Annotated in this window: 25 protein-coding genes, 1 pseudogene and 1 riboswitch; of the genes and pseudogenes, 8 read left to right on the forward strand and 18 right to left on the reverse strand. The window is 49.3% G+C overall.

Going from position 1 to position 26,855, the window contains the following annotated elements:
* The 13 genes from cobD to ACO0LB_RS11250 all read right to left on the reverse strand — a co-directional run bounded on the left by cobD (nt 1) and on the right by ACO0LB_RS11250 (nt 12,318).
* Nucleotides 1-1,041, reverse strand: a complete 1,041-nt coding sequence (gene cobD / locus ACO0LB_RS11190) for a threonine-phosphate decarboxylase CobD (protein ID WP_423049179.1) — start codon at nt 1,039-1,041, stop codon at nt 1-3.
* Nucleotides 1,034-1,981 (reverse strand): adenosylcobinamide-phosphate synthase CbiB, encoded by a 948-nt coding sequence (gene cbiB / locus ACO0LB_RS11195; protein WP_423049265.1) that lies wholly within the window; start codon nt 1,979-1,981, stop codon nt 1,034-1,036. Before cbiB ends, cobD begins: the two co-directional genes overlap by 8 nt.
* On the reverse strand, nt 1,981-2,574 hold the full coding sequence (gene cobU, locus ACO0LB_RS11200) for a bifunctional adenosylcobinamide kinase/adenosylcobinamide-phosphate guanylyltransferase (RefSeq protein ID WP_423049180.1): 594 nt from the start codon (nt 2,572-2,574) through the stop codon (nt 1,981-1,983). The genes cbiB and cobU overlap by 1 nt, the downstream gene beginning before the upstream one ends.
* Nucleotides 2,571-3,950 carry a cobyrinate a,c-diamide synthase gene (locus ACO0LB_RS11205; RefSeq protein ID WP_423049181.1) on the reverse strand — a complete coding sequence of 460 codons (1,380 nt, stop codon included), beginning with the start codon at nt 3,948-3,950 and terminating at the stop codon, nt 2,571-2,573. Before ACO0LB_RS11205 ends, cobU begins: the two co-directional genes overlap by 4 nt.
* Nucleotides 3,904-4,533: a cob(I)yrinic acid a,c-diamide adenosyltransferase gene (gene cobO, locus ACO0LB_RS11210; protein WP_423049182.1), complete on the reverse strand. Its 630-nt coding sequence runs from the start codon at nt 4,531-4,533 to the stop codon at nt 3,904-3,906. The genes ACO0LB_RS11205 and cobO overlap by 47 nt, the downstream gene beginning before the upstream one ends.
* A gap of 76 nt (nt 4,534-4,609) precedes the next feature.
* Nucleotides 4,610-5,371, reverse strand: a complete 762-nt coding sequence (locus ACO0LB_RS11215) for an ABC transporter ATP-binding protein (protein ID WP_423049183.1) — start codon at nt 5,369-5,371, stop codon at nt 4,610-4,612.
* The gene (locus tag ACO0LB_RS11220) at nt 5,371-6,381 is read right to left on the reverse strand and encodes a FecCD family ABC transporter permease (RefSeq protein WP_423049266.1); all 1,011 of its coding nucleotides are present in this window, start codon (nt 6,379-6,381) and stop codon (nt 5,371-5,373) included. The genes ACO0LB_RS11215 and ACO0LB_RS11220 overlap by 1 nt, the downstream gene beginning before the upstream one ends.
* Before the next feature lie 232 nt (nt 6,382-6,613).
* Nucleotides 6,614-8,470 (reverse strand): TonB-dependent receptor domain-containing protein, encoded by a 1,857-nt coding sequence (locus tag ACO0LB_RS11225; RefSeq protein ID WP_423049184.1) that lies wholly within the window; start codon nt 8,468-8,470, stop codon nt 6,614-6,616.
* A 172-nt stretch (nt 8,471-8,642) separates the two neighbouring features.
* Nucleotides 8,643-8,916: riboswitch (cobalamin riboswitch) on the reverse strand.
* 114 nt (nt 8,917-9,030) lie between these two features.
* Complete coding sequence (locus ACO0LB_RS11230; RefSeq protein ID WP_423049185.1) at nt 9,031-9,369, reverse strand: PilZ domain-containing protein; 339 nt, start codon at nt 9,367-9,369, stop codon at nt 9,031-9,033.
* A gap of 38 nt (nt 9,370-9,407) precedes the next feature.
* Nucleotides 9,408-9,941: a histidine phosphatase family protein gene (locus ACO0LB_RS11235; RefSeq protein WP_423049186.1), complete on the reverse strand. Its 534-nt coding sequence runs from the start codon at nt 9,939-9,941 to the stop codon at nt 9,408-9,410.
* A 131-nt stretch (nt 9,942-10,072) separates the two neighbouring features.
* A complete protein-coding gene (locus tag ACO0LB_RS11240; protein ID WP_423049187.1) occupies nt 10,073-10,864 on the reverse strand; it encodes an adenosylcobinamide-GDP ribazoletransferase in 792 nt (263 codons plus the stop codon).
* Between the two features lie 9 nt (nt 10,865-10,873).
* On the reverse strand, nt 10,874-11,908 hold the full coding sequence (cobT, locus tag ACO0LB_RS11245) for a nicotinate-nucleotide--dimethylbenzimidazole phosphoribosyltransferase (protein WP_423049188.1): 1,035 nt from the start codon (nt 11,906-11,908) through the stop codon (nt 10,874-10,876).
* Nucleotides 11,909-11,919: 11 nt separating this feature from the next.
* Nucleotides 11,920-12,318: a diacylglycerol kinase gene (locus ACO0LB_RS11250; protein WP_423049189.1), complete on the reverse strand. Its 399-nt coding sequence runs from the start codon at nt 12,316-12,318 to the stop codon at nt 11,920-11,922.
* A gap of 219 nt (nt 12,319-12,537) precedes the next feature.
* On the opposite strand from ACO0LB_RS11250, the gene ACO0LB_RS11255 reads away from it, so the two are divergent.
* Complete coding sequence (locus ACO0LB_RS11255; RefSeq protein WP_423049190.1) at nt 12,538-13,314, forward strand: IclR family transcriptional regulator; 777 nt, start codon at nt 12,538-12,540, stop codon at nt 13,312-13,314.
* A 232-nt stretch (nt 13,315-13,546) separates the two neighbouring features.
* On the opposite strand, the gene lepB is transcribed toward ACO0LB_RS11255, so the two are convergent.
* From lepB to tkt, 4 genes are all read right to left on the reverse strand, one after another.
* On the reverse strand, nt 13,547-14,230 hold the full coding sequence (gene lepB / locus ACO0LB_RS11260) for a signal peptidase I (protein WP_423049191.1): 684 nt from the start codon (nt 14,228-14,230) through the stop codon (nt 13,547-13,549).
* Between the two features lie 282 nt (nt 14,231-14,512).
* Nucleotides 14,513-15,529, reverse strand: a complete 1,017-nt coding sequence (gene gap / locus ACO0LB_RS11265; RefSeq protein ID WP_423049192.1) for a type I glyceraldehyde-3-phosphate dehydrogenase — start codon at nt 15,527-15,529, stop codon at nt 14,513-14,515.
* 67 nt (nt 15,530-15,596) lie between these two features.
* The gene (locus ACO0LB_RS11270; protein WP_186883267.1) at nt 15,597-16,205 is read right to left on the reverse strand and encodes a GNAT family N-acetyltransferase; all 609 of its coding nucleotides are present in this window, start codon (nt 16,203-16,205) and stop codon (nt 15,597-15,599) included.
* Nucleotides 16,206-16,210: 5 nt separating this feature from the next.
* Nucleotides 16,211-18,214 carry a transketolase gene (tkt, locus tag ACO0LB_RS11275; protein ID WP_423049193.1) on the reverse strand — a complete coding sequence of 668 codons (2,004 nt, stop codon included), beginning with the start codon at nt 18,212-18,214 and terminating at the stop codon, nt 16,211-16,213.
* A 553-nt stretch (nt 18,215-18,767) separates the two neighbouring features.
* Here tkt and ACO0LB_RS11280 point away from each other — a divergent pair.
* Nucleotides 18,768-19,493: a 16S rRNA (uracil(1498)-N(3))-methyltransferase gene (locus tag ACO0LB_RS11280; RefSeq protein ID WP_423049194.1), complete on the forward strand. Its 726-nt coding sequence runs from the start codon at nt 18,768-18,770 to the stop codon at nt 19,491-19,493.
* Between the two features lie 112 nt (nt 19,494-19,605).
* On the forward strand, nt 19,606-20,055 hold the full coding sequence (locus tag ACO0LB_RS11285) for a YidB family protein (protein ID WP_423049195.1): 450 nt from the start codon (nt 19,606-19,608) through the stop codon (nt 20,053-20,055).
* A 116-nt stretch (nt 20,056-20,171) separates the two neighbouring features.
* Here ACO0LB_RS11285 and ACO0LB_RS11290 read toward each other — a convergent pair.
* Nucleotides 20,172-20,369: pseudogene (locus ACO0LB_RS11290) on the reverse strand (DUF3079 domain-containing protein); the annotation flags it as partial.
* Nucleotides 20,370-20,682: 313 nt separating this feature from the next.
* Here ACO0LB_RS11290 and ACO0LB_RS11295 point away from each other — a divergent pair.
* The 5 genes from ACO0LB_RS11295 (at nt 20,683) to lspA (ending at nt 26,846) form a co-directional block, all read left to right on the forward strand.
* On the forward strand, nt 20,683-21,816 hold the full coding sequence (locus ACO0LB_RS11295; RefSeq protein WP_423049196.1) for a methyltransferase: 1,134 nt from the start codon (nt 20,683-20,685) through the stop codon (nt 21,814-21,816).
* A 93-nt stretch (nt 21,817-21,909) separates the two neighbouring features.
* The gene (locus ACO0LB_RS11300) at nt 21,910-22,122 is read left to right on the forward strand and encodes a hypothetical protein (RefSeq protein WP_423049197.1); all 213 of its coding nucleotides are present in this window, start codon (nt 21,910-21,912) and stop codon (nt 22,120-22,122) included.
* Nucleotides 22,123-22,288: 166 nt separating this feature from the next.
* Nucleotides 22,289-23,269, forward strand: a complete 981-nt coding sequence (locus ACO0LB_RS11305) for a bifunctional riboflavin kinase/FAD synthetase (RefSeq protein WP_423049198.1) — start codon at nt 22,289-22,291, stop codon at nt 23,267-23,269.
* A 53-nt stretch (nt 23,270-23,322) separates the two neighbouring features.
* On the forward strand, nt 23,323-26,187 hold the full coding sequence (ileS, locus tag ACO0LB_RS11310; protein WP_423049199.1) for an isoleucine--tRNA ligase: 2,865 nt from the start codon (nt 23,323-23,325) through the stop codon (nt 26,185-26,187).
* 134 nt (nt 26,188-26,321) lie between these two features.
* Nucleotides 26,322-26,846, forward strand: a complete 525-nt coding sequence (lspA, locus tag ACO0LB_RS11315; RefSeq protein ID WP_423049200.1) for a signal peptidase II — start codon at nt 26,322-26,324, stop codon at nt 26,844-26,846.
* The last annotated feature ends 9 nt before the right edge of the window (nt 26,847-26,855 follow it).

The raw sequence follows: 26,855 nt of genomic DNA on the forward strand, positions 1-26,855 counted from the left end.
CTAACTCTCTGCTGTAAAGGCATGTTTTTTATTCCAGGCTGACAACACATTCTCCAACCGCCCCCACGCTGCTTCTGAACCAGGCAAACCAAAGCGTACGCCATGTGGTCGCGCTTCACCTTCAGCAAACCAGCGTAACCAAATACCATGCTGTGCCATAAACTGCCAGAAAATTTCTGTGCATGAATTCAAGTCTCTATGGCTCGCCCATTGAAATAGATCAGTTCCAGAACTCGATATCTGATGTGTCAGCAGCAAACTGCGCAAACGATGCCCTTGCTCCTGAAGGTGCCTGGTAGTCTGTTGCTGCCAATGGCGATCATGTAACGCAGTAATAGCGATTTCCTGTGCAGGACCGCTGATCGTCCATGGTCCCAGTAAACTCGATAACATTCGCAACAAAGCAGATTCCGCCGCGACAAAACCCAGTCGTATTCCTGCTAAACCAAAAAATTTACCAATCGACCGCAATACGATCAGACCAGGTTGTTGAGAGTGTGCGGCTACACTCAGTTCAGGAAGTGTGTCAGCAAAAGCCTCATCAACAATCAGCCAGCCCCCCCGTTCAGCAAGGCGTCCAGCCCATGCAAGCAACTGCGCTGCCTCCAGCGTCTCACCAGTGGGGTTATTGGGATTGCAGACGACCACGACATCTGCCGCATGACTCGCTGCATCCAATTCTGTGTACAGACACTCGGTCACGGTGTGTCCTGCTTGTCGCCATTGGTATGCATGTTCAGCGTAGGATGGAGCAGACACTACGACGCTGGAAATATCATGCAAAGTCTTGCGCAGTCGTGGCAAGGCCTGAATTGCTGCCTGGGTGCCCGCTACTGGCAACAGATGTGGTGCGTTGTAATAGTGTTGAGCCGCGTCTGTTAATGCTTCCAATGGTTCTGGCAGGCGATGCCAGGCATGTACGCTGACCGCTGGAACGGGGTAAAAATAAGGATTGATACCAGTGGATAAATCCACCCAGTCCTCCAGCGGACGTCCAAAATTCTTCACTGCATCACGCAGATTACCGCCGTGTTCAAGCATATAAAACTCCGCTCAGAAAAATCGTTCCCAGGATGACAATGCCACACCACAAGAGCGCACCATACAATACCAGCCGCCATGCTCTGGTAATGTCAGCGACCACAACTGGAGTCCCGCTTCCCAACACAGGACGCAATTCATCCACACCGTCATAACGTGCGCTTCCACCCAATATAATACCCAGAGCACCTGCTCCCGCCGACATGACAGGCCCAGCATTCGGACTAGGCCATGCAGGTGCCTGGATACGCCAGCAATTCAACGCCCGTCGGGTATGCCCCAGTAGCGCGTAGGTAATAGCCGTCAGCCGGGCAGGTATCCACCCCAGTACATCATCGGCACGCGCCGCCACACAACCAAAACGTATCCATTTTGGCGTGCGATAACCCCACATGGCATCAAGCGTGTTCACCAGCCGGTATAACACTGCCCCGGCACCACCAAATAAAATGAACCAGAACAAGGTACCAAACACAGCATCACAACCGTTTTCCAGTAATGATTCAACACTGGCTTTAGCCAACCCTGCCTCATCGGCATCGGCAGTATCACGGCTGACAATACGGGAAGTGAGTTGTCGTGCGGTAGATAAATCGCCCGCGTCCAGTGTTTGTTGTATCGGTAAATTGTGGTCCCGCAAGCTGCGCAAACCCAGACAGACATATAGCAATACACCGTGTAATACCGGTGCCAGCCATGTGCTCAGATAGGTAGCCAGTAACAGCGCGCTCTGAATCGCTATCACGATTGGTATCACTGCCAGTATCCATGCCACAGCGCCTCTCCAGCGCGTGCTGGCCGGATGATTGGTCACTCTTTCGATCATGCCTGCATATCGTCCAAATCCAACCAAAGGATGCCAATGTTTCGCCTCCCCTAAAGCCATATCAAGGGCCACGCCCAGCACCAGGCATAGCGCCAGTGTGAAGCCACTTAACATCAGCATGGCTGCCCTTTCAGATATAAAGGTAATCCGGCAGCAACCCAGATCACTCGGTCAGACAAGGCTGCCACCGCCTGATTCAACCGCCCCGCTTCATCGACAAACCAGCGCGATGCAGCTCCCATCGGAACAATGCCCATGCCAACCTCGTTCGATACCAGAATCACTTCAGCTTTCTGGCTACTGGCAATTGATAGTGCTGCCAACAATTCTGCTCGCTGTTCCACGTAGATTGCAGGTGCTTCGATGTTTCCCACCTCAGGAAACACCTGCCCACTACTGAACAGACAATTCGACAACCAGACAGTCAGGCAGTCGATCAGCAAGACGGTATCAGATCGGCTGTTTTCACGTATCACAGTCCCGAGGTTGAGTGGTTCTTGCAGGGTTTTCCAATCCACCGGGCGACGCTGCTGATGATGTGCAATCCGTGTCTGCATTTCTTCGTCATCGGCCCGAGCGGTCGCCAGATACAATACTTGTCTGTGTGCTGCGGTCTGATCGGATCGCCGCCCAGATTGTTGTGCAAGCTGTTCCGCATAGGCACTTTTGCCTGAACGTGCTCCGCCGAAAATCAACGTACAACTCATGTAGCAGCTCTCAGAAACAAAGAGGCAGTCGCTGAGGGATGAGACTCAAAGTAGCTATGAAAATACGAAGCGCGCAGATTGCCATTTTGATAGATCGCCTCACCTTTTTCAATGTTGTATCCGGGTCTGTGCTTAAGCGTGTGGGCGACGGCATTTAACTCTGTCTCAAAACGGGAATAATGGAAGGTATGGCCACGCAACTCTCCTGCTGGCAACATCCAGGCCTGCGCACCTAAACCAGCCAGTTTTTTTTGCATGATGACACGTCCGTTCAATAAGCCCGCCATAGTCCATGAATGTCCCTGCATATCCACCAGCGCATCCGTGATCGCCATCATGCCGCCGCATTCTGCGAGGATTGGCATGCCCGCTGCATGGGCGGCAATTACAGATGCACGCCATTGCATCGCACTACTCAATGTTTCCGCATGTAATTCTGGATAGCCACCGGGCAGATATACAGCGTCCGCAGTGGCAGGCACAGGCATATCGGCCAGCGGCGAGAAAAAAATCAATGTCGCCCCCAACGCGCGCAGGCAGCGCAGATTTGCCGGATAGATGAATGCAAAAGCCGCGTCACGCGCAATGGCGATCGTTTTGCCTTTCAATAATTGCGGCGGTGACTGCCACTCTGATGCACTCTCTGCTGATGAAGGCAGTGAAAAAGTCGTGCTGGGCAAAGCATTCCAGGCATCGTCATCCAAGATGAGCTGATTGGCGAGCGTGCTGAGTATGTTGTCGATATGCCCGACTTCTTCCGGCAACACCAGCCCGAGATGACGCTCAGGCAAGGCGTCTTCCTGACGTGACAGACTACCGAGCAAAGGAATATCACGCATCGCTTGAGCGACCATCGTCGCGTGACCAGGCGATGCGATCCTGTTGGCGATCACACCTGCCAGATTGACGGGACCAAAATCACGCAGCCCCATCGCCAGTGCGCCAACGGTTTGCGCCATTGCTGACGCATCCAGCACTGCCACCACAGGCACACCAAACGCGCTAGCCAGATCAGCGGAAGACGGATTACCATCATATAAACCCATCACACCTTCGATGAGAATCACATCAGCATTGGCAGCTGCATGGGCCAGCATCGCTTGGGATGCTGGCAATCCGGTCATCCATAAATCCAGAGAATGTACTGCGGCGCCACTGGCGCGCTCAAGCATAACAGGATCTATAAAATCTGGCCCCGTCTTGAATACGACCACCCGCTCTCCGCGCAGACGCAATTTGCGCGCCAGAGCGGCAGTCGTGGTGGTTTTTCCTTGGCCCGATGCAATGGCAGAGATCAATACTACTTTGGCAGTCACGGTATTCATGGATTTACCACTCGATACCAGCTTGTGCGACGATGCCTTCTTTGAATGCATGTTTGACGACATTCATTTCTGTGACGGTATCGGCGATGGCAATAATTTCCGGTAATGCACCACGTCCAGTGACAACGACATGTTGCATTTCGGGGCGAGCATCAATATCCGCAATGACGGTTGAGATATCAAGATAGTGATATTTCAGGGCAATATTTAATTCATCCAACACGACCAGACCAATGGCAGGATCACTCAAAAATTGTTTTGCCTGCTCCCACGCCAATTGCGCTTTTTCTATATCACGTTCACGGTTCTGTGTTTCCCAGGTATACCCCTCGCCCATCGCATGAAACTGGACTTCTTCTGGAAAACGGCGCAAAAAAATCTCTTCACCAGTCGACATCGCACCTTTAATAAACTGCACCACGCCGACTTTCATCCCATGTCCCATAGCTCGCATGACCATGCCAAAGGCACTCGAACTTTTTCCTTTGCCATTGCCGGTATGTACCAGCAACACGCCAGTTTCACGTTGCGCACTCTGAATTTTGTCATCCATCAACGCCTTTTTACGCTCCATGCGACGTTGGTGTCGGGTATTGATATTGTCGGCGGCGATCTGTTCTTGTGTTGTACTCATGATTATATGTATTCGTGTTGAAGCGTTTTTGAAGCGTTGACATCCGTCATCGGCATAACAATTCGCAGATGAAAATTTAATGTTGAGGAACAAACAGGATTTGCCCTTGATATTCAATACGTTGTATCGGATGTCCCAGACATGCAGTCAGTTGTTGCTCCGTCAGAATGTCGTGCGCGCGACCTGCCAGCCATTGTCCATTCCCCATCAGCAACAAGGCATGTGTGGCAATACTCTGTGCCAGATTCAGATCATGGCTGACCATGACAACGGATTTTTTCTGCTCCTTGCAAAGTCGGGAGAGTAATTGCATCACGCTGATCTGATGTGCAAGGTCTAACGCGTTCGCAGGCTCATCCAGCAACATGAGTTGTGCATCCTGAGCTAGCAGTGCTGCAATCGCCACACGCTGACGCTCACCGCCAGATAAACTACGCACGTCTCGCTGTGCAAGATGCTCGACATCCAGTGCTTTTAACGCCGCCATTGCAGTCGTCAGATCATCACCTGATTCCCAGTATTGGGTATCATGATAGGGATGTCTTGCGCTCAGGACGGTATCAATGGCTGAGTAAGCAAAAGCATCAACGCGTCCTTGCGATAAAAATGCACGTTCTCTTGCCAACGCCATCAACGACCAATCTGGTAATAATTTGTTCTGTAAAAAAACCTGCCCGCCATCAGTTGGTCGCAGTCCTGCGAGTGTCCGTAACAGACTGGTTTTACCGGCACCATTACGCCCGATAATGCACCAGCACTCACCGGGCATGACCTGCCAATTCAATTGACGAACAAGCTGACGATCGGCAATCACAATATCGAGTGCACGGGTTTCCATCAGCGTCTCCTTAACTGGTGTAACTGCAACAGGAATACAGGTACGCCGATCATGGCGGTAATCACACCAACCGGCAGCTGCTGGGGTGCAACAACGGTACGGGCAATCATATCTGCCAGTACCAGAAAACTGCCTCCGGTCAGCGTCGCCGCAGGAATCAGTAAGCGATGATCAGGGCCGAGGGCGAAACGACAAGCATGCGGTATGATAAGTCCCACAAATCCAATACTGCCCGCAGTACTCACAGCGCTGGCGGTCAACAAAGCCGAACAAAGAAACAGACATTGGCGCAAACGTCCCACATTGACACCAAGACTGCTGGCATTGTCAGCATGCATCGCAGTGATGTTGATCGCACGCGCATTACGCATTGCAAACCAGAAAACAGCTGCACCAATCAACCACGGCAAATAACGCGACTGTGTATTGGACAAATCTCCGATCATCCAGAACACCATGCCTCGCAAACGGCTATCCGGCGCGATGGATAACATCAATGTAATCAGTGCACCACAACCGGAGGCCACAATCACTCCGGTCAATAATAATATCGGAGCACTGCCGTCACTACTGCCACTGCCACGCAAATCCCGATAGGCAAGTGCAAACAACAGCAAGGCCACCGCGACAGCGCCGGCAAAGGCTGCCAGATCGACCATCCAGAATGCGCCGTAGAATAAAATCGTTGCCAGCGCGCCGACCGAAGCACCGCCAGAAATCCCGAGTACATAAGGATCGGCCAGCGGATTACGCAATAAGGCCTGCATCATGACGCCAGACAACGCCAATGTGCTGCCGGTAATAAATCCGGTCAATGCACGGCTGAGACGTAAATCCAGCACGCTCGCTGCTAATGACGATGGATGTGCATGCCATAACTCAAGCGCAGCCTGAGCTAAGTCTGAGAATCCCAGTGATATCGATCCCACCAGACAAGCAAGCAAGATACTGAAAAGAGAAAGTACTAATAATGCCGGCAACACCAGACCCGCACGTCTGGCTGCCAACATGCTGGATGTCGCTGGAGCAGACACGCTCTTCCGGTTCAATAAGAGAGACATCATGTTTTGCCAGGCTGAAAAATATTGCATGACGAGATGTGCACGATGACATGTATTGCTTAGTGATCGCCTCAACCCGACATTGCTGTCAATAGCATCCTGTCGCCACTCATCGTCGCGACAGGGAATGTTCAGAATAGTGCCGTATCATCGGATGACACGGCACTTTGCATGACACTACTTATTTGAAACCGTAATTCAGACCGACAAACAAGGTAGAACCGGGTGTTGCGTAATTTTTTGCCAGTTCATAGTCTTTATCCAGCACGTTGTTCCAACGAGCGAGTACAGACAGGTTATGCGAGATTTCATGGCTGGCATACAGATTCAGCAAGTTGTAACCACCGAGGCGTTTTTTATTTGCCACGTCATCAAAACGCTCACCGGAAAAAATTGTTTCAACACCGATTTTTGTTTTCGCCAACGCATACTCTGCAGCCAAAGTTCCATGCTGCTTGGAACGGCGGGCGAGACGTAGACCTGTTGTATCGTCTTTAGGATCTTGCAAATCCAGGGAGCCACGCAACATGAAATTGCCCAGATGATATGCCCCACCCAGCGTCAGGCCGGACATCGTTGCCTTGTTGACGTTGTAAGCACAACCATACGGATGCGTAGATTGTTGTACAGGACAAACATTCGCTGTCACCAGTAAATCTGTGGCTTTGTTTTGATAATAGACAGCACTGAGTTCAGTATCGCCTTGTTCAAAATAAAGTCCGATTTCTGCATTTTTTGCTTTTTCTGGCTTGTTGCTGTCAATTCCGTAACCTGGGTAATACAGCTCATTAAAGCTTGGAGCACGGAAACTGTTGCCATAACTGGCGTTGACACGCAAAGCATCATTCAGACGATATCCGTATGCGATACTGCCGGTGGTATTAGAACCATAAACAGAACTACGGTCATAGCGCACGCTGGCACTGGCAAGATGCGCCTCTTGTTTGAATACATAAGAAGCTGCCAGCGAATCCGTATTGCGAATGCCATTCAGTGCCAATGTGGTGGTATCGACTTTCTCCTGGCGAGTTTCCGCGATCAGTTGCAGTACGTCTTTGCCGATACGAATATCATTTTGCAGCGTGACTGCCTGTTGACGCGTCTCTATATTGCTTTTGCCATACGAGGCATCTGTTTTTGTTTTATCCGACGATTGCGATACTTGCAAAGAGGTAGTCCAGATGTCGTTGATTCTGGCTTTACCATACACAGCAACTGTTTCCAGTTTTTGAATATTACGGTCATCGTAACCTGGTCCAGAATCAAATTGTGCGTTCAAACGGCTTTGCAGAAAATGCACACCCAGATCAAATCCCTTGCTCAACTCCCAGTTCAGGCGACCACTGACACTGTCCAATGTATAGCCGTCTTTATCGGCGTTATAACTGTAAGGGCCAGCGGCTGGTTTTGTTGCAGAAAAACCGTCGCTTTCATCATGGCCTGCGCTCAGTGCGAAACTGATATTGTTGGCAACGGAACCAGAAACACCCGCCTGTAATTTACGCGTATTATTGGTACCAAAACCGGCAGAAACGGTTGGGGCTATTGGGCCCTCACCTTTTTTGGTAAACACCTGAATAACACCACCTACCGCATCTGCGCCATACAAACTCGACAGCGGGCCATACACGATTTCGATATGATCAATCTGGCTCAAAGGAATAGAAGACCAGGTCGCACCACCGGTAGTGGAGGAACCAATGCGGACACCATCCACGAGAACAACGTTCTGCGCATTAGAACCTCCACGCATGAAAACGGAAGACGCGTTGCCAGGCCCACCAGTGCGAGAAATTTCGATACCTCGCTGTTGCTGCAGCAAATCAACGATAGAAACGGCACCGGACAGGGCAATTTCTTCAGCAGTGATCACCACATTATCAGCGAGCACATCTTTGGCAGCCTGTGCTTGACGACCAGCTGTCACAATCACGCTGGAGGCTGCGGCAACAGAAACGGACTGAGCCTGAACGGAGTAGGCAGGGAATACGGTAGCAATTGCCAAGCTAATGGCAAGCGGTTTGAATACAAAAGTCATGATCTTCAGATTATATAGGTGCATGCAGCCGACGTCCCCGCAGGCCACACTCAACAAAATATCAGGAACAATGGAGTTCGACAGACAATGGTTTTCGATATCTACCAATCGCCAGTCTCAATGCACAGTGACTTGCAAAGTCACTGTCATCTTACGAAATTTCCCCGTCCGTAATACTTCACTTATTCTGGCCGGTATCCGGGCTGACAAGTATCACCATCTGACCTTCCCATGCACATTGCACAGTGGTATTGGAAAATGGCTTGCTGCAACATCTTGCTTGCAGCAACTTGTACACCGTTGCGGGGGCAGCACACTATTGCATCAACCTTATATCTTCTACTCAAAGAGAATCTGTCTCTCTGGATTGATATCAGGGTGCATTATGTTTCCCGTTTAACCGCAGATATGAACATATCCGCGAGCACCAAAACAGTGCCATTCTATAGGCAGAAGCCGGTGTGGGCAAGAATTGAACATGACGGATATCAATTTCAGCAAAAATCCCACAGATATTAAATGGCAATTGATCTCAAATGAAACATCGAAGAATCAGGTATTTACTTGCTCACTTTTGAAAGCCAAGCATTCACCAGCTCTTGATGCAAAGAAGAAATGTCTGTCAGCAGAACACCAATACGGTAATAATCCGAACTCAATATCGTATGCTTCACAATCCCTTTACAGCTCACTTTATACATCTGTTCAGCACCATCAATACCCGGAATCTCTATCATCATAGGGTAACCACGTAAAACGATCAGATTTTCGGGAGAATGGAATAACAAGCCTTCGCTGGAAATATTCATCACATGGCAAAAGATAAATCTACCATCGGGCAATTTGATACCCGCACGCCAATTGACGTTCAGACGAGGAGATTTTCTAAGTTCTAGCATGGAAGAGAAAGGAAATTCAGGTAACAGATGGGTTGATTCTATATCAACAATGTATGCAGTGTACAACTACCAAACTCGAAGTGACGCTGCTGTTCACAAGTACGGGCAGCCAATGTCGCTGCGCTCATGCCAGGCTGCCACTGCATTAACAGACGTATGCAACCTGCATGACAAACAATCACAATGTCTGAACAAGGTAAGCAGATCATCTCTTCTGCAAACGCAATAATACGGGTGGCCATCGCCAGCACATTCTCAGACCCACCGGGTGAATAATGTACGACATCAGCTGCCCACGAATCCACTTCGTGACGTGCAATCTGCCTCCACGACTGCATCTCCCAACTACCGAAGTCCATTTCCATGAGGCGGGAATCACAGCGCGGAGTGGTGTGCAGTAATTGCGCCAATTGCAAACAACGCTGCAAAGGGCTGGAGAACAAGGGCGCATCAACGGGCATACAGGGCTGAAGCTGTTTTGCTATTGCATGACAATCCGATTGACGCACAGGCACGTCAGATTGCCCATAACAAATACCGGAGGCAATATCCGGCGGGGGATGACGAATCAAGTGCAGTCGCATGTTGAAGTTGATGGTCGTTACCGATCTTATTTATTGATCCAATTTGCTGAACTTATTGCATAATTTTAATGCAGCTTACCTGGCATCTGGCACTATTGATTTGCCGGCCTCAACTGGCTTTAATTGCCGGTACGGGCCAGCAAACCCAGATAAAACATCACTTCTGCCACTTGCTGAACGGCCCCCAGACAATCGCCAGTGTACCCGCCGATTTTGCGTATAAACATACGGGCAAGCCATACCGTCGCAAGAATCATTAAAACGGCCGCTGGCAACAGTCTTTCTGCCACAGCGGGTTCCCAGATAGCAATCGCGACAACAGGCAGTAATACGGTCATGCACGCAATCGCAAATTCTGAACTCGTCATATGCTGCGCCAAGGGCTTTGCCTTCCCCTCCAACTTTGCATAATCAAGCAGCCAAATCAGGCTGCATGACACAAGTCTCGACAACGGATGTGCGATACAAAGCGCAGGTATCAACAATGCCGTTGGCATGCTCGACAGCAGGATCAGCTTCAGCAATAACATCATGCCGATACCGATCGCCCCATACGCGCCGATCCTTGAGTCTTTCATAATCTCAAGCACCCGCTCCGCAGTCATACCGCCGCCAAAGCCATCACACATATCGGCAAAACCGTCTTCATGAAAAGCACCGGTCAGCAATATACCTGCAATCATGGAGAGCAAGACAGCAACTACCTGCGGCCACCACTGCGCCGCCAATAGATAAACGGTTGTCGTCAATGATGCGACAACCCATCCAACCGCTGGAAAATAACGTGAAGCCTGATGCAGCCATGCAGGATCGAAACCCACCCAGGCTGGAATTGGTATGCGGGTGAAAAATTGCAGGGCAATAAAAAAAAGGCGCAACTGGTGTAACAATTGCTGCGTCAGAGGTTTCATATCCGTCATTCAGTCGGAACTTTTACCGCTGACTGCCGCGGAATCAAATGTCGCCATCTGATTCAAAAAATGAACGGCAGCTTCCAGCAAAGGATAAACAAGAGCAGCACCTGTCCCCTCCCCCAGTCGTAAATCCAGCTTTAGAACAGGACTGACGTTCAGATTCGCCAGCATTCTGGCATGTCCACTCTCATCTGATTGATGGGCAAACACACAATAGTCAAGAATTGCCGGTTGCAGTCTGGCGGCGACCAGCAGCGCGCTGCTAACGATAAAACCATCAATCAACAACACCATACGACGCTCTGCTGCTGCCAGCATCGCACCTACCATCATCGCAATTTCGAAGCCCCCAAAAGTGGCTAGTACATCCAAAGGTGAACTCAGTTTCCCATGTAAAGTCATCGCACGCTCAATGACATGCTGCTTATGCAATATTCCTGCTTCTGATAACCCTGTTCCCGCGCCTGCGCACTGCGCTACCGGAATATCGGTGAGTGCATGCATTAATGCTGCTGCCGATGTGGTGTTGCCAATACCCATTTCACCAAACCCCAGAACATTACCTGCCAAACCAGATACCAGCGCTTTTCCATGTTCAATGGCAAGCTGACATTCTGCATGGGTCATCGCAGGCTGTCTGGCAAAGTTACGTGTTCCTTTGCCCACCTTCATCTGCAGTAATGATTCTCGCGAGCCAAACTCATGGTTCACACCAGCATCCACAATGTGCAAAGCGATTCGGTTTTGGCGTGCAAATACATTAATAGCAGCTCCCTGCGCAAGAAAATTCTCTACCATTTGCCAGGTTACATCCTGAGGAAATGCCGATATTCCCTCTTCTACCACACCGTGATCGGCGGCAAATACCAAAATGGCAGGCTGCTGCAAGGATGGCTCAGTTGTTTGCTGAATCAGACCGATTTGTGCCGCCAGTTGCTCCAGTTTGCCCAAACTGCCTCTGGGTTTTGTTTTGTGATCAATGCGCAGTGTCAGCGCTTCTTGCAATACGGGATCAGCGGTTGTGACGATCGTAGGAATCATGGGAATTCGATTTAATAATAAAAACGGTCAAGTAAAATCACAGTCCAGGTGGCAACTGCAATCAGAAAAGTCAGCAATACGGCGGCGCTACCAAAATCCTTGGCATTTTTTGACAAGGTATGGCGCTCCAGAGAAACGCGATCCACCACTGCCTCAATTGCGGAATTAATCAATTCCACTACCAATATCAAGGCCAGCACAGCAATCATCATTAACTTTTCAAAAACGGATACATGCAATACCAGTGCGATCACGACGCCGATAATCACCAACACCAACTCTTGCCTGAAGGCATGCTCCGTTTTCCATGCCGAGCAAAATCCATCAACGGAATAGAAAAAAGCTGAAAAAATTCTGCGCAGACCACTCTTGCTTTTGAATTGACTGACTGGTTGTTCCTGATTCGACATATATGCCCTCAATATCGGTGAAATTGTGGAAGCGATCACCAGCTCCCTGCTCGCAGCCGGATTTTACAGGACAATATAGTGATAGCCGAAAGGAAGCACTGACAGAAATCAAACGAGATTCTGAGCAGGTTCAATCTTGTGCTGCATTTTAGCGACGTCATCGTGACGAATATTTCACATTGTGGTATAACATACATATTGCACTGCACCAACCATAATATGAAAAACGAATCTACTCCCACCGAAAAAACATCTATCCAGGTTATAGAGCGGATGGTGTCTTTGCTTGATGCCCTCTCTCGCTACCAGGACCCGGTTAGTCTGAAAGAACTCGCCATTGTTACCGGACTTCATCCATCCACCACGCACAGGATACTGAATGACTTGGTCATTACTCGTTTTGTTGACCGCGCAGATACTGGCTCGTACAGGTTAGGGATGCGCTTGCTGGAATTGGGCAATATTGTCAAAAGCCGTCTGAATGTACGTGAAGCTGCGTTGGAATTCATGCGTGCCCTGCATCGACAAACCAATCAGACTGTCAATCTGTCTGTACGTCAAGGTGATGAAATCGTCTACATTGACCGCGCATTCTCTGAGCGCTCGGGAATGCAGGTTGTGCGTGCCATTGGTGGTCGCGCCCCATTGCACCTCACATCGACCGGAAAACTGTTTTTATCTCTGGATGAGCCGAAAGCAATACGTGCCTATGCAACGCGGACTGGCCTTGCCGGACACAATAAAAATTCGATTACGGATTTGCTCAAGTTAGAAAAAGAACTCGCTGAAGTGCGTGAAAATGGCTACGCCCGTGACAATGAAGAACTCGAACTTGGCGTACGCTGCATGGCAGCCGGAATCCGTGATGACAGCGGAAAAATGATCGCCGGACTATCAATTTCTGCACCGGCAGATCGCTTACAGGATGACTGGCTGATTAACTTGACTGATACAGCGCAGCAAATTTCTGCTGAGTTAGGCTACAAAATCGCCTGATACTCACTCTTGTGTGAAAAAGTATACTGAAGTATCCCGGCAGAATGCATCCACGACAGCATAAATCTGATCAGCAGTCACTCATCAAACCAATGAGAACATCTGCGTTCAGATAATGGCAGTCATCCATGCGTTCAAAACAATGAAATAAGGCTGATGTTAAGCAGAATCTGCCTGACATCCGCCCTTCGTTCGTATCCGTCCTACGTTGCGTCACTCTTATCACCAAGGCTTACAGCGCGGCACCAAATCGCTCAGTACGCGGCAGATAATAATGATCGGCGTTCAGAGAATAAAGCAAATGTTGTACTCGACCAGTAATCAACTCGCGCTTTACCAGACCGATAAAACGTGAGTCCTTGCTATTGTCCCGATTATCACCCAGCATCAGATATTGGCCTTGAGGCACTTTGACCGGGCCAAAATTACGCATAGCCTCGCGCTCGGGCATCACAATCATTTTATGTAACAACGTGCCCAATTGCTCCTGATAAACGAGCTGCTGACCGGCATATTCCCGAACAGGCGTCAGATGATCTGCACTTTTCAGATCCAAAGGCTGATAAGTCGCGGACTGTCCATTGATAAATAATCTTTCATCACGCATTTCGACAGTATCGCCGGGTAATGCGATGAGTCGCTTGATCAGCCGGGTACCGTCTTCCGGTGACGAAAAAGTAACGACATCGCCACGCTCAGGATCAGCCATATGTTTTAACACGATATCCGTAAAGGGAAGTTTGACATCGTATGCAATCCGGTTACAGATAACCCTGTCCCCCTCCAGCAACGTTGGATACATGGAACTGGTTGGCACGGTGTAATAGTCTGCAAGCGCACTGCGCACCAATATCATGCCAAACAAAAACATCAGAAAACCTCTGTTTTCAACGAGCAGCTTTCTTACATTAATCATCTTGACTCCGAAAAAGGGATGCTACATATCATTAATTGGACTTGCACAAAATTGCTCCGGCAAGGCAGACGCCTTAGGAAGTAAAGAGTCGTTACTTTGCTGGGGACAGTTTTACGTCAGTCCTGATTAATATTATTGGCTAATTTTAATCACCGTAAAAACAACATCAGATTCCACCGTGCATTGCTCACCATGAAAATCACAAGGCTTATTACAGTGATACCGAATAGACAAAAAAATACCCCGAAAGTTCGGGGTATTTTTTGAAATCAAAACGCGGAGTTATTTTGCGCTCATCAGTGCAACAGTCGTGTCGAGCATACGGTTGGAGAAGCCCCACTCGTTGTCGTACCAACTGGATACTTTTACCAAACGGCCGCCGTTTACTTTCGTCAATGTTTCGTCGTAAGTGGAAGATGCTGGATTGTGGTTGAAATCAACCGACACCAGTGGTGCTGTGTTGTAATCCAGAATACCTTTCAAGGCACCTTCGGATGCGTCTTTCAATACTTTATTGATTTCTTCTACTGTCGTATCACGTTTTGCGATGAAAGTCAGATCAACCACGGAAACATTGATGGTTGGAACGCGCATTGCGTAACCATCCAATTTACCGTTCAACTCTGGCAATACCAAACCAACTGCAGCGGCTGCACCTGTTTTGGTTGGAATCATGCTCATCGTTGCAGAACGTGCACGACGCAAATCTTCATGCATCACGTCTGTCAACACCTGGTCATTGGTGTAAGCATGGATCGTTGTCATCAAACCGCTTTCGATACCGATCGCGTCGTTCAATGGTTTTGCCAATGGTGCGAGGCAATTCGTTGTGCAGGACGCATTGGAGATCACAGTGTCTGTGGATTTCAATACGCCATGGTTCACGCCATAAACAACGGTTGCATCAACATCTTTACCGCCAGGTGCGGAGATGATGACTTTCTTTGCGCCGCCAGCCAGATGGGCAGAGGCTTTTTCTTTGGTTGTGAAGAAACCTGTACATTCCAGCACGACGTCAACATTCAGTTCACCCCAAGGAATGTTCGCAGGATTGCGCTCTGCAAATACTTTGATCTTGTCGCCATTGACGATCATGGAGTCGCCTTCAACCACGACGGTGCCAGGGAACTTGCCGTGGGCCGTGTCGTAGCGTGTCAGGTGAGCATTGGATTCTGCATTACCGAGGTCGTTGATCGCGACGATCTGGATCTCGTTCTTGAACTTACCACCCTCATAGTGAGCGCGAAGGATGTTGCGGCCGATACGGCCATAGCCGTTGATTGCGACGCGAATCGTCATGGTTTTATCTCCAAAGGACTAAACAACAATAAAAGAACAATAAAAATCAAACTATTTTGCAAAAATCTCAGTGCACTGCACTCGATGTCGGCATCGCATGCACCGATGCCATCAGCACCGATAAATCACGCCAACCGTAACCGACTTCTTTCAAATCGATACCATCCCAGGTAAATGCCTGTTCATGCAGTAAAGTAGCACCCAGATCTTCGTAAAAATTGCGGGCAATGGCATTACCTGAAATCACCCAGACCAGCAAATTATCAGCGCCCTGCGCTTGCAATGTCCGGGCGACCTTTTGCAGCAGACGACGACCAATGCCAGAACGCTGCCACGCCGGACGCAGATAAATTGCGGTCAATTCTGCGCGCATTCCCAACTTCGGCTCAGGCAACAACATACCAGACGCGAATCCGATAATGTGTCCTTCGCTTTCAGCAACGTACACGCACACGCGGTCACCTGCAGCAGGCAAGGCTTCCAGTATCTGCTTCCAATGCAGGAAGCTATCCTCAATACGCATCTGATCCAGATACGTATCCGGAATCATGCCGCGGTAGGTGGTTTGCCAGCTTTCCACACGCACGGCAGCAATCGCTTCTGCGTCCGCCACAGTAGCACGACGCAGACTGACTTCTTTGATAAGGCTCACAGTGCTGTCAACTAAATCTGTCATCGTGCTCAAGCCAGCGTCGCCTTGACCTTGGCGACCACATTTTCAACTGTAAAGCCAAAATACTTAAACAAGACACCTGCCGGAGCGGATTCGCCAAACGTGTCGATACCGACGACAGCGCCTTCCAGACCAACATATTTGTACCAGAAGTCCGTTACGCCAGCTTCAATCGCAATACGTGGCAAACCCTTGCCCAACACCGCAGTTTTGTATGCCGCATCCTGACGATCGAATACATCAGTCGATGGCATGGACACCACGCGTACTGCGATACCCTGTTCAGCCAATGCGGCTGCGGATTTCACCGCAAGCTCGATTTCAGAACCAGTCGCAATCAGTACCGCTTTAGCATCCGCTGCATCTTGCAGAACATAGCCACCACGCTGAATGTCAGCGATTTGCTGTGTCGTACGTTCCTGATACGGCAAGTTTTGACGCGAGAAAATCAAGGTCGATGGGCCGTCATTGCGTTTAACCGCATGCGCCCAGGCAGCAGCAGATTCCACGGTATCGCACGGACGCCAGTTATCGAGATTCGGGATCAGACGCATGCTGGAAACGTGTTCGACAGATTGATGGGTAGGGCCATCTTCACCGAGACCGATAGAATCATGCGTGAACACAAACAGCGTACGGATTTTCATCAGCGCTGCCATACGGATCGCATTGCGGCTGTAGTCAGAGAAAGTCAGGAAAGTCGCGCCGAAAGGAATATAACCGCCATGCAAAGCGATACCATTCATGATCGCACTCATGCCGAATTCACGCACACCATAGTTGATGTGATTACCAGCCTGATTACCACGTACCGCGACGCATTCTTTCCAGTTAGTCAGGTTAGAACCAGTCAGATCAGCAGAGCCGCCGAGGAATTCTGGCAGCGATGGTGCAAATGCCTGAATCGCGTTTTGGCTGGCTTTGCGGGTAGCGATGTTTTCTTTTTTCTCAACGCAAGCAGCGATGGCATTCGCAACCACTTCATCAAAATTCGCTGGCAGATCGCCCTTCATGCGGCGTGTCAGTTCAGCTGCTTTTTGCGGGAACTGTGTAGTGTAAGTAGCAAATTGTGCATTCCACTCAGCTTCAGCCTTTGCGCCATCGGCTTTTGCATCCCAGGCGGTATACACGTCCGCTGGCATTTCAAATGGAGGCAAAGCCCAGCCCAGATTTTCACGAACTGCCGCAACTTCTTTATCTCCAAGCGCTGCACCATGTACATCATGTGTGCCTTGCTTGTTCGGTGATCCTTTACCGATCACGGTTTTGCAGCAGATCAGCGTTGGTTTGTCCGATGTTTTTGCTGATGCAATGGCCGCATCCACCGCTTTGGCATCGTGACCATCCACCGCACGGATCACATTCCAGCCGTACGCTTCAAAACGTTTCGGCGTATCGTCAGTGAACCAACCTTCGACGTGTCCGTCGATAGAGATGCCATTGTCATCCCAAAACGCAATCAGTTTATTCAGTTGCAATGTGCCAGCCAGCGAGCAGGCTTCGTGTGAGATACCTTCCATCAGACAGCCATCGCCCATGAACACATAGGTATAGTGATCAACAACATTTAGGCCTGTTTGATTAAATTCAGCTGCCAGTAACTTCTCTGCCAGTGCCATGCCGACCGCATTCGTAATTCCCTGCCCCAATGGGCCAGTCGTGGTTTCCACGCCCGGCGTGACGTGCACTTCGGGATGTCCTGCTGTTTTCGAATGCAGTTGACGGAAATTTTTAATTTCATCCATAGACAAGTCGTAGCCTGTCAGATGCAGCAAGGAGTAATGCAGCATCGAACCATGGCCATTCGACAGCACAAAACGGTCACGATTAATCCATTGTGGATTCGTTGGATTATGGCGGTAGTGGCCTTTCCACAATGCCACTGCAATATCCGCCATGCCCATCGGCGCGCCCGGGTGACCGGAATTGGCTTTTTGAACGGCATCCATGGACAAAACGCGCACGGCATTAGCCATGGTGGTGAGTGTTGCAGGCTGAAGAGTTGAGATCATGACGATAGGTGGTGTATTGAGGAAATGGTCCGTGAAGCGTAGCGAGGTATCAACAGGCACCCCGCGAAACCCGTTATTTTACCAGAGCACGGGACAGCAGAATACAATTGTGACGTTGACGTGACCTGACGGGATCGTCCAAATCCCACCTTTAGTATGGAAACGCCTTCAATAACAAGCCTGTTCTGATATTTTTATCGGAAACAATAAATCCCCAGATGCTAGGTTCGAAGATATTTTGAGCGGCAATCAGCGAGCTTGCCTGCATGGCAGATAGGATATCTGCGATCGATAACAGGAATGCAGTCAATATAACAACTAAATATATATCAAAAATATCAAGATAAAAACTGACTATGCCAGATATTAGTTACATAGGATTCAAAGGACACGTGGCATGCACCGATTTATCCTCGACAAGGATTTCCGTCGATACTGAAAGGAATGAATGGGCCATTAATGCTAAGCCTGGCTGGAGTAATATAGAGTAACTGTGGATAAAGTTTGTCCACATTTTGTCGCGCCATCTTCTTGCCATTAAGAAATAATTTTTATGCCACGTTTTTTTTGCCCCATTCCTCTGTCTATCGGGTTGTTGGTTGACCTGCCAGACACAGTCGCTCATCACGTTTTTGTATTACGCCTGCAAATTGGCGATACGGTACAGCTATTTAACGGACAAGGAGGTAGCTACATTGCCAGCCTGACCGACATCACAAAGAAAAGAGCGGCAGCAGAAATTAAAGTTTTTTTACCTGAAGAAGTGGAATTACCTTATTCGCTGACGCTGGCACAAGCGTTGCCAGAAGGTAGCAAAATGGACTGGATCATAGAAAAAGCCATGGAACTTGGCGTCAGCGCGGTACAACCATTGGCGAGTCAACGCTGTGTCGTCAAATTATCACCAGAACGCACGGAAAAGAAAATGGCGCACTGGGAAGGTGTCATTGCCGCAGCCGCAGAACAATGTGGACGCAATCGCCTTGCTCATCTGGCACCAGTGCTGGACATCAGCAAATGGCTGGGTCAGCAAGATATTCACAAACGCATCATGCTATCGCCACGTGCGAACGAATCCCTCGCCGACTGGGCTCGCCATCATCCACCACAAGCTGTCGCGCTGTTAATTGGCCCAGAGGGAGGACTAACAGAAGAGGAAGAAAATATGGCGAGCCGCCAGGGAGTATTGTCTTTATCGATAGGCTCACGGATATTGCGCACTGAAACCGCTGGACTGGCGGCCATCGCCACACTGAATGCGCTTTGGGGTGGTTTCTGATGAGACCGCCAATGAAACCATTCATCACACCAAATTTCACAAAAATTTAATACTACTGACGGTAATTGAGATTAACATTGTTTTATTTTTAATTTCAGATGAAAGGTCAATCATGGGACTTCTTGATACTGCATTATCCATGTTAGGAAATCAGGGCGGACAAGCCGACAATCCTCAGGGTACTTCTGGTGTTCCCGGGGCACTGGTGCAAACAGTGATACAGATGCTGACCAGCTCAGAAAATGGGCAAAGTGGCTTACAGGGAATCATCAGTGCTTTTCAACAATCCGGATTAACAGACGTTGTATCCAGCTGGATAGGAACAGGACAAAACCTGCCGATATCAGCAGAGCAGATACAACAGGTTCTGGGCGGAACACATTTGAGCGACTTGGCACAAGCTGCTGGCATTTCACATGAAAGTGCCGCTGGTCACCTAGCTGATCTACTCCCCGGCCTGATTGACAAAATGACTCCAGGTGGACAAATTCCAGATACTGGCAACATCCAGCCGGCGGAATTACTACAGCAATTTTCCAGCATCTTCGGCGGCAATCGCTGATCAGGCCTCTACACTGAGAATCAGACAGGAACCGTGCAAGGAACGACAACAGAATGACCGGCCGCAATGCGGTCAACTCCGTTGTCGCCTGCATGGCTTGTCTCAACTATATTGGCTGAAGTCGGCACAGCATTCACAGCACTCTTCCGCCCCTGCTGCGGCTGCCATTCTTGCCAGTCGTCACCAAACAATTCAGCCGGATGAGGCGCTCTTTCTGCACCATTACCGCAACTCATCGCATCAACGGCACAGTATTGATCACATCCCCAACAAATCCGTTCCGGACTTTTCGGATGCAGCGGAAATTTTTTCATTATGTGTGCCTCTATTTATCGTTCCTTATGGGGATTCATCTTATGTATTCCGGAATAATTTTTCCTTGAGCCAGCACAAGCAATTAACAACGCCACCGACAGTATCGACGACATGATCTATTGTTAACTGTTAACATCCTCTATCTCGCTCTTCAAGCTGCATTCAACAACCTTGCGCCATATGAAATGCGCATGAATATCGCTGCCCGACAGCGATCCATCAACATCGGCCATATTCTTTGATACACTCCGTGCCTTGAATAACTGCCGGATAGTGATAAACCGATTTACTCGCTTTATTACGGAATAACATATGACATCGCCCTCTACTCAGCTGCAATGGACAGAAAACGACGAAGTACGCCATTGTCTTTGGCATGCTGAGAACGGGACGCCTGCGCCAAAACGTGTGCAAATTACAGATGACAGAATGAATACCGACACTGCCTACAAACTGGCATGTGAGGGAACGGCATTGCTGTGGCGAGGTGACTTTCACAACGCAAAGCAGTTACTACAGTCTTTGGCACGCAGGATTGACAAAAAGCCATCCAGTAAAAAGAAAATTCCGGCAAACGCAACAGAAGCATTTCATCTGCATCGTCAGGCGCAGGCTCAACGGGCGCGCGTCCTGTCCATGGTGCTGATTCCGTTCAATGCAGACTTCAGTATCCCTTTACGCCGGGCGCCGGATGTCAAACTAGCCTGTCAGGAAGTGTATGGCGACATAGGTACACCTTTCGTCGCGTCTTTACGTGAGCTGCTAGGCATCATCGGTGCGCATGAATGGCGTAAAAATGGTGTAGAAATAGCCGCCCTCGGCAGCAAAATATATCCCCACTACGGTGTTTTTTCTCCGGTACGGGGGGAATATATAGATCTGGTTGCCAAAGCACCACTGCCAGCGACGTCGCTCGCATTTGATATCGGCGTTGGTACCGGAGTACTCTCTGCTGTGCTGGCAAAACGCGGTATTAAAAAAATCATTGCAACAGATCAGAGCAGTGGCGCCCTGACCTGTGCCAGAGAGAACATCAGCAAACTGGGCTTGAATCAACAGATTGAATTACAACAATGCGACTTATTTCCAGAAGGCAAAGCTGGGCTGATTGTCTGCAACCCTCCATGGTTGCCGGCGCGCCCTAATTCTCCTGTAGAACAAGCCGTATATGACCCTGACAGCCGCATGTTGCAAGGCTTTCTGGCAGGGGTTGCGGCACATCTGGAACCCCAGGGAGAGGCATGGCTGATCATGTCTGATTTTGCAGAACATCTTGGCTTGCGCACTTCCGCAGAACTATGGAACTGGATTGATGCAGGCGGACTGAGCGTCAGAGGGAAAATGGATATCAAACCCAGACATCCTAAATCAACTGATGCATCCGACCCTTTGCATGCCGCACGCGTCAAGGAAGTTACCTCTCTATGGCGTTTAACATTGAAATAATGCTCACTACTATTTTTCCTCGTTAACAACGAGTTTTTAGTTGCTATTTAGATATTAATTTATCGTTTTCATCTTCACCAACCAAGCAAGATCATGAATAAACCTGCCCGTATCCTGACTTTTAAATGCAAACAATGTGGAAAGTCTGTTCAGGTTTTCCTGCAAAAAGTCTCTGCCTGTTCACATATTCAGCCATACCAAGGCATTTGCAGCTGCGGCACAGTGATGAAACACGCCACAGGGAATAAAGACGCCGTCGAGTCTTATATGCATTCGGATAGCCTGACCTGGTCGCATCACCATTAGATGAATAGCAGTGACAGTAACACTTCATTTCAACGATTTTACGTATCTGCAAAATAGAAAAATCACGCCATTGCAGTGCGGTATTCATTTCAGAATCAGGTTTTTCATAAATGCTTAAGCGGAAAGCATTTATAATCTACCGCTTTGCAGCAGTTTTCTGGAAACAATGAAGGTATTTCGCGGACTTCCAAATGCAGCCTCCCGTGCGCCCTGTGCACTGGCGATAGGCAATTTTGATGGCGTACACTTAGGCCATCAGACTTTGCTCGCCCACTTGCGGCAAGCCGCAGACCGAATGGGTGTTGACGCTGCAGTCATGACATTTGAGCCACATCCGCGTGCATTTTTTGCCAAGTTGGCAGGTGATTTGTCTAAAGCACCCACACGCATTGCCAATTTGCGTGACAACATGACTTCATTACAGCGTTCAGGTGTTGATCGTGTTGTTGTTGAGCACTTTAATGCGCATTTTGCCTCGTTGACGCCACAAGACTTTATTCAACAGGTGCTTGTCGACGGTTTGCACGTCAAGTGGCTGATGGTTGGTGAAGATTTTTGCTTTGGCGCAAAACGTGCGGGCAATATTGCGACGCTGGAAGAGGCCGGGCGGCAATTTGGTTTTGAAGTCGTCACGCTTCCTTCGGTGCAAAATAAAGGTGTACGGATATCGTCTTCTTCTGTCAGAAAAGCACTGAATCAAGGAAACTTTGACGAGGCACACGCCCTGTTGGGACATCCTTACCGGATTTCAGGTCATGTGGTACATGGCCAAAAGTTAGGTCGCACGATTGGTTTTCCAACACTGAATCTGAGAATCGCGCATCATCGCCCTGCCTTGACAGGCATATTTATCGTACAGGTACATGGCCTCGCCGAGCAACCGCTGCCTGCAGTGGCAAGCCTTGGTGTACGTCCTACCGTGGATGACAGCGGTCGTGTGCTGCTGGAAACACATGTATTCGATTACAGCGGAAGCGCTTACGGAAAAATAGTGCAGATTGAATTTTTACAGAAACTGCGTGATGAAGAAAAGTACAGCGATCTGGAAACGCTGACTGCCGCCATTCACAACGATGCTACGCAAGCTCGTGCTTATTTTAATACTTCCGCCAGGATACCCGCCAGTAACGCTACTGACCGAATTTGAAGAAACAAATCGTCATTGTTTCTTCCCCCGATATCTTTACAAGAAAATTCATCATGTCTGAAAACAAAGCGGCTAAATCTGCCAATAAATATCCGGTCAACATGACCGAAACCGCCTTCCCTATGCGTGGCGACCTCGCCAAACGCGAACCTAAATGGGTCAAGGAATGGCAAGACAAACAAATCTATCAGCGCATCCGTAAAGCCAGTGCTGGCCGGCCTAAATTTATTCTGCACGATGGCCCACCGTATGCGAATGGCGATATTCATATTGGTCACGCCGTCAACAAAATTCTGAAAGACATGATCGTCAAAGCCCGCAACATGGCAGGCTTTGATGCGCAATACGTTCCCGGCTGGGATTGCCACGGCATGCCTATCGAAATTCAGATCGAAAAACTGTATGGCAAGAATCTGCCAGTCGGTGAAGTGCAGGCAAAAGCACGCGCTTACGCCAATGAACAAATCGAACGTCAAAAGGTCGACTTTATCCGTCTCGGCGTACTCGGCGAATGGGATAACCCATACAAGACAATGAATTTCAGTAACGAGGCCGATGAAATCCGTGCGCTCGGTACTTTACTGGAAAAAGGCTATGTTTATCGTGGACTGAAACCGGTCAACTGGTGTTTCGACTGCGGCTCGGCACTGGCTGAAGCTGAAGTTGAATACGAAAACAAACGAGATCCGTCTATCGACGTCGGCTTTCCGTTCGCAGAACAAGACAAACTCGCCAAAGCATTCGGGCTGGGCAAACTGCCACATGAGCAAGGTTACTGCGTCATCTGGACCACCACACCTTGGACCATCCCGTCGAATCAGGCACTGAACATGCACCCGGAAATCACTTACGCTCTGGTCGAGACCGTACGTGATGGCACACCTTTGCTGCTGATCCTGGCACAGGATCTGGTCGAAGCCTGTCTTGCCAAATACGAACTCGAAGGCAAGATCATTGCGACCTGCGCTGGTACTGCTTTAGCCGGAATCAGATTCAAACATCCGTTCGCTTCGCTGGACGCGGGCTACGACCGTTTTTCCCCGGTTTATCTGGGCGATTACGTCAGCACCGAAACCGGTACCGGTATCGTTCACTCGGCACCTGCTTACGGTATCGAAGATTTCCAGTCATGCAAAGCGCATGACATGAAAGACGACGACATTATCGCGCCGGTGATGGGCGATGGTAAATTCGCCTCCAGCCTGCCATTTTTTGCTGGAATGACGATCTGGGAAGCGTCCAAACCTATCTGCGACAAACTCAGAGAAGTCGGATCGCTGTTCTCCCTGAAAATGTTTGATCATAGCTACATGCATTGCTGGCGTCATAAAACGCCAATCATCTATCGTGCGACATCGCAATGGTTCGCCAGCATGGACAACACGCCGAAAGACGGTGGCGACAGCCTGCGTCAGACTGCGCTGAAAGCCATTGATGAGACGGCGTTTTATCCGGGCTGGGGTAAAGCCCGCCTGCACGGAATGATTGCGAACCGTCCGGACTGGACCTTGTCGCGTCAACGCCAATGGGGAGTGCCTATGGCGTTTTTCCTGCATAAAGAAACTGGACAATTACATCCTCGCACACCAGAGTTGCTGGAGAAAATCGCTCAACGCGTCGAAAAAGAGGGCATCGAAGCATGGCAAAAAATCGAAATCGCTGACCTGCTGGGTGACGAGGCCGATATGTATGTCAAAAACCGCGACACGCTGGATGTCTGGTTTGATTCCGGCACGACACATCAGACGGTATTGCGCGGTTCACACAAAGAACAATTGCAATTCCCAGCGGATCTGTACCTCGAAGGTTCCGATCAACATCGTGGCTGGTTCCATTCTTCGTTGCTGACATCCAGCATGCTGAACGGCCGTGCGCCTTATAAAGCCTTGCTGACCCACGGTTTCGTGGTGGATGGCGAAGGCAAGAAAATGTCTAAATCCAAAGGCAATGTGGTTGCGCCACAAAAAATTTCAGACACCTTAGGCGCTGACATTCTGCGTTTATGGGTTGCATCGACCGATTATTCCGGTGAACTATCGATCTCGGATGAAATTCTGAAGCGTGTGACGGAATCCTATCGCCGCATCCGCAATACCTTGCGCTTCTTGCTCGCTAACACATCTGATTTCAATGCAGCAACGGATGCAGTTACCATCGCTGACCTGCTGGAAATCGATCGCTACGCCATCGCCAATATGGCAGTGCTACAAGCGGAAGTACTCGCTCACTATGATGCCTATGAATTCCATCCTGTGGTCAGCAAACTGCAATCGTATTGCTCGGAAGACCTCGGCGGCTTCTACCTCGATATTCTGAAAGATCGTCTGTACACCAGCGGTACGACGTCGCATGCGCGCCGTTCGGCACAGACAGCGATCTGGCATATCACGCAATCGCTGTTGCGTCTGATGGCTCCGACGCTGTCATTCACGGCAGAAGAAGCATGGCAGTTCTTTGCTGCCGCAGATACCTACAAAGACAGCGAAGAAACCATCTTCACACAAACCTATTACCAGTTGCCTGAAATTACTGACGCTGCAGCTTTGCTCGCCAAATTCAATGCGTTGCGTGCTGTGCGTGCGGATGTGACCAAACAACTGGAAGAAGTGCGGGTATCCGGTGCGATCGGCTCATCACTGCAAGCAGAAGTGGCAATCAAAGCGGCTGGCGAAAAATTTGCGGTGCTGAATAGTCTGGAAGACGATTTGAAATTCACGCTGATCACCTCTTCTGCAACCGTAGAACAAGTAGCAACAGAAGCCGAAGAAGCAGTCGTCGTAACACCATCCAAATATGAAAAATGCGAGCGTTGCTGGCATTATCGCGCTGAAGTTGGCAGCCACGCAGAGCACAAAGGTTTATGTGGTCGCTGCGTCAGCAACCTATTTGGTGCTGGTGAATCACGCCGTTTTGCATAATGTCACTACCGCTGCTGGTGAATATGGCTTGTACATATTCACCAGCGATTTACACCGCTGCCAGGCATTCACTGCACCACTGCCCCAACTAACAGCAACATACCCGTCATCGACGCACACGGATGATCTTATACATGGCCACAAGAAAACGTAGCAATCATCTCTCCGCTGGAACCAAATCTTCAGGCTCTTCTTCATTGATTCCCTGGTTGGGATTGGCGATCATCGTCATTTTGTTTGATCAAGTCAGCAAAATCACGGTCACCAAACTGTTCAGCTATGCTGAGTCGCTCAGTATCACATCCTTTTTTAACCTGACTCTGGTGTATAACAAAGGCGCGGCATTCAGCTTTCTAGCGGCAGAATCCGGCTGGCAGCGCTATTTTTTTACTGGCATAGGGTTGATTGCAGCGAGTTACATCACTTATTTATTAAAACGACATTCGACACAAAAATTATTTTGCTGGGCACTTTCATTGATCATGGGTGGAGCGCTTGGCAACGTGATTGATCGTTTGCTCTACGGTCATGTGATTGATTTCCTGGATTTTCATTATCAGGAGCTGTATCACTTCCCCGCGTTCAATATTGCAGACAGTGCTATTTGCATTGGTGCAGCGCTGTTCATTCTGGATGAATTACGACGCGTCAAGAAATAAGGAGCATCC

The sequence above is a fragment of the Undibacterium sp. SXout7W genome (genome assembly GCF_049339385.1).
Taxonomy (GTDB): Bacteria; Pseudomonadota; Gammaproteobacteria; order Burkholderiales; family Burkholderiaceae_D; genus Undibacterium.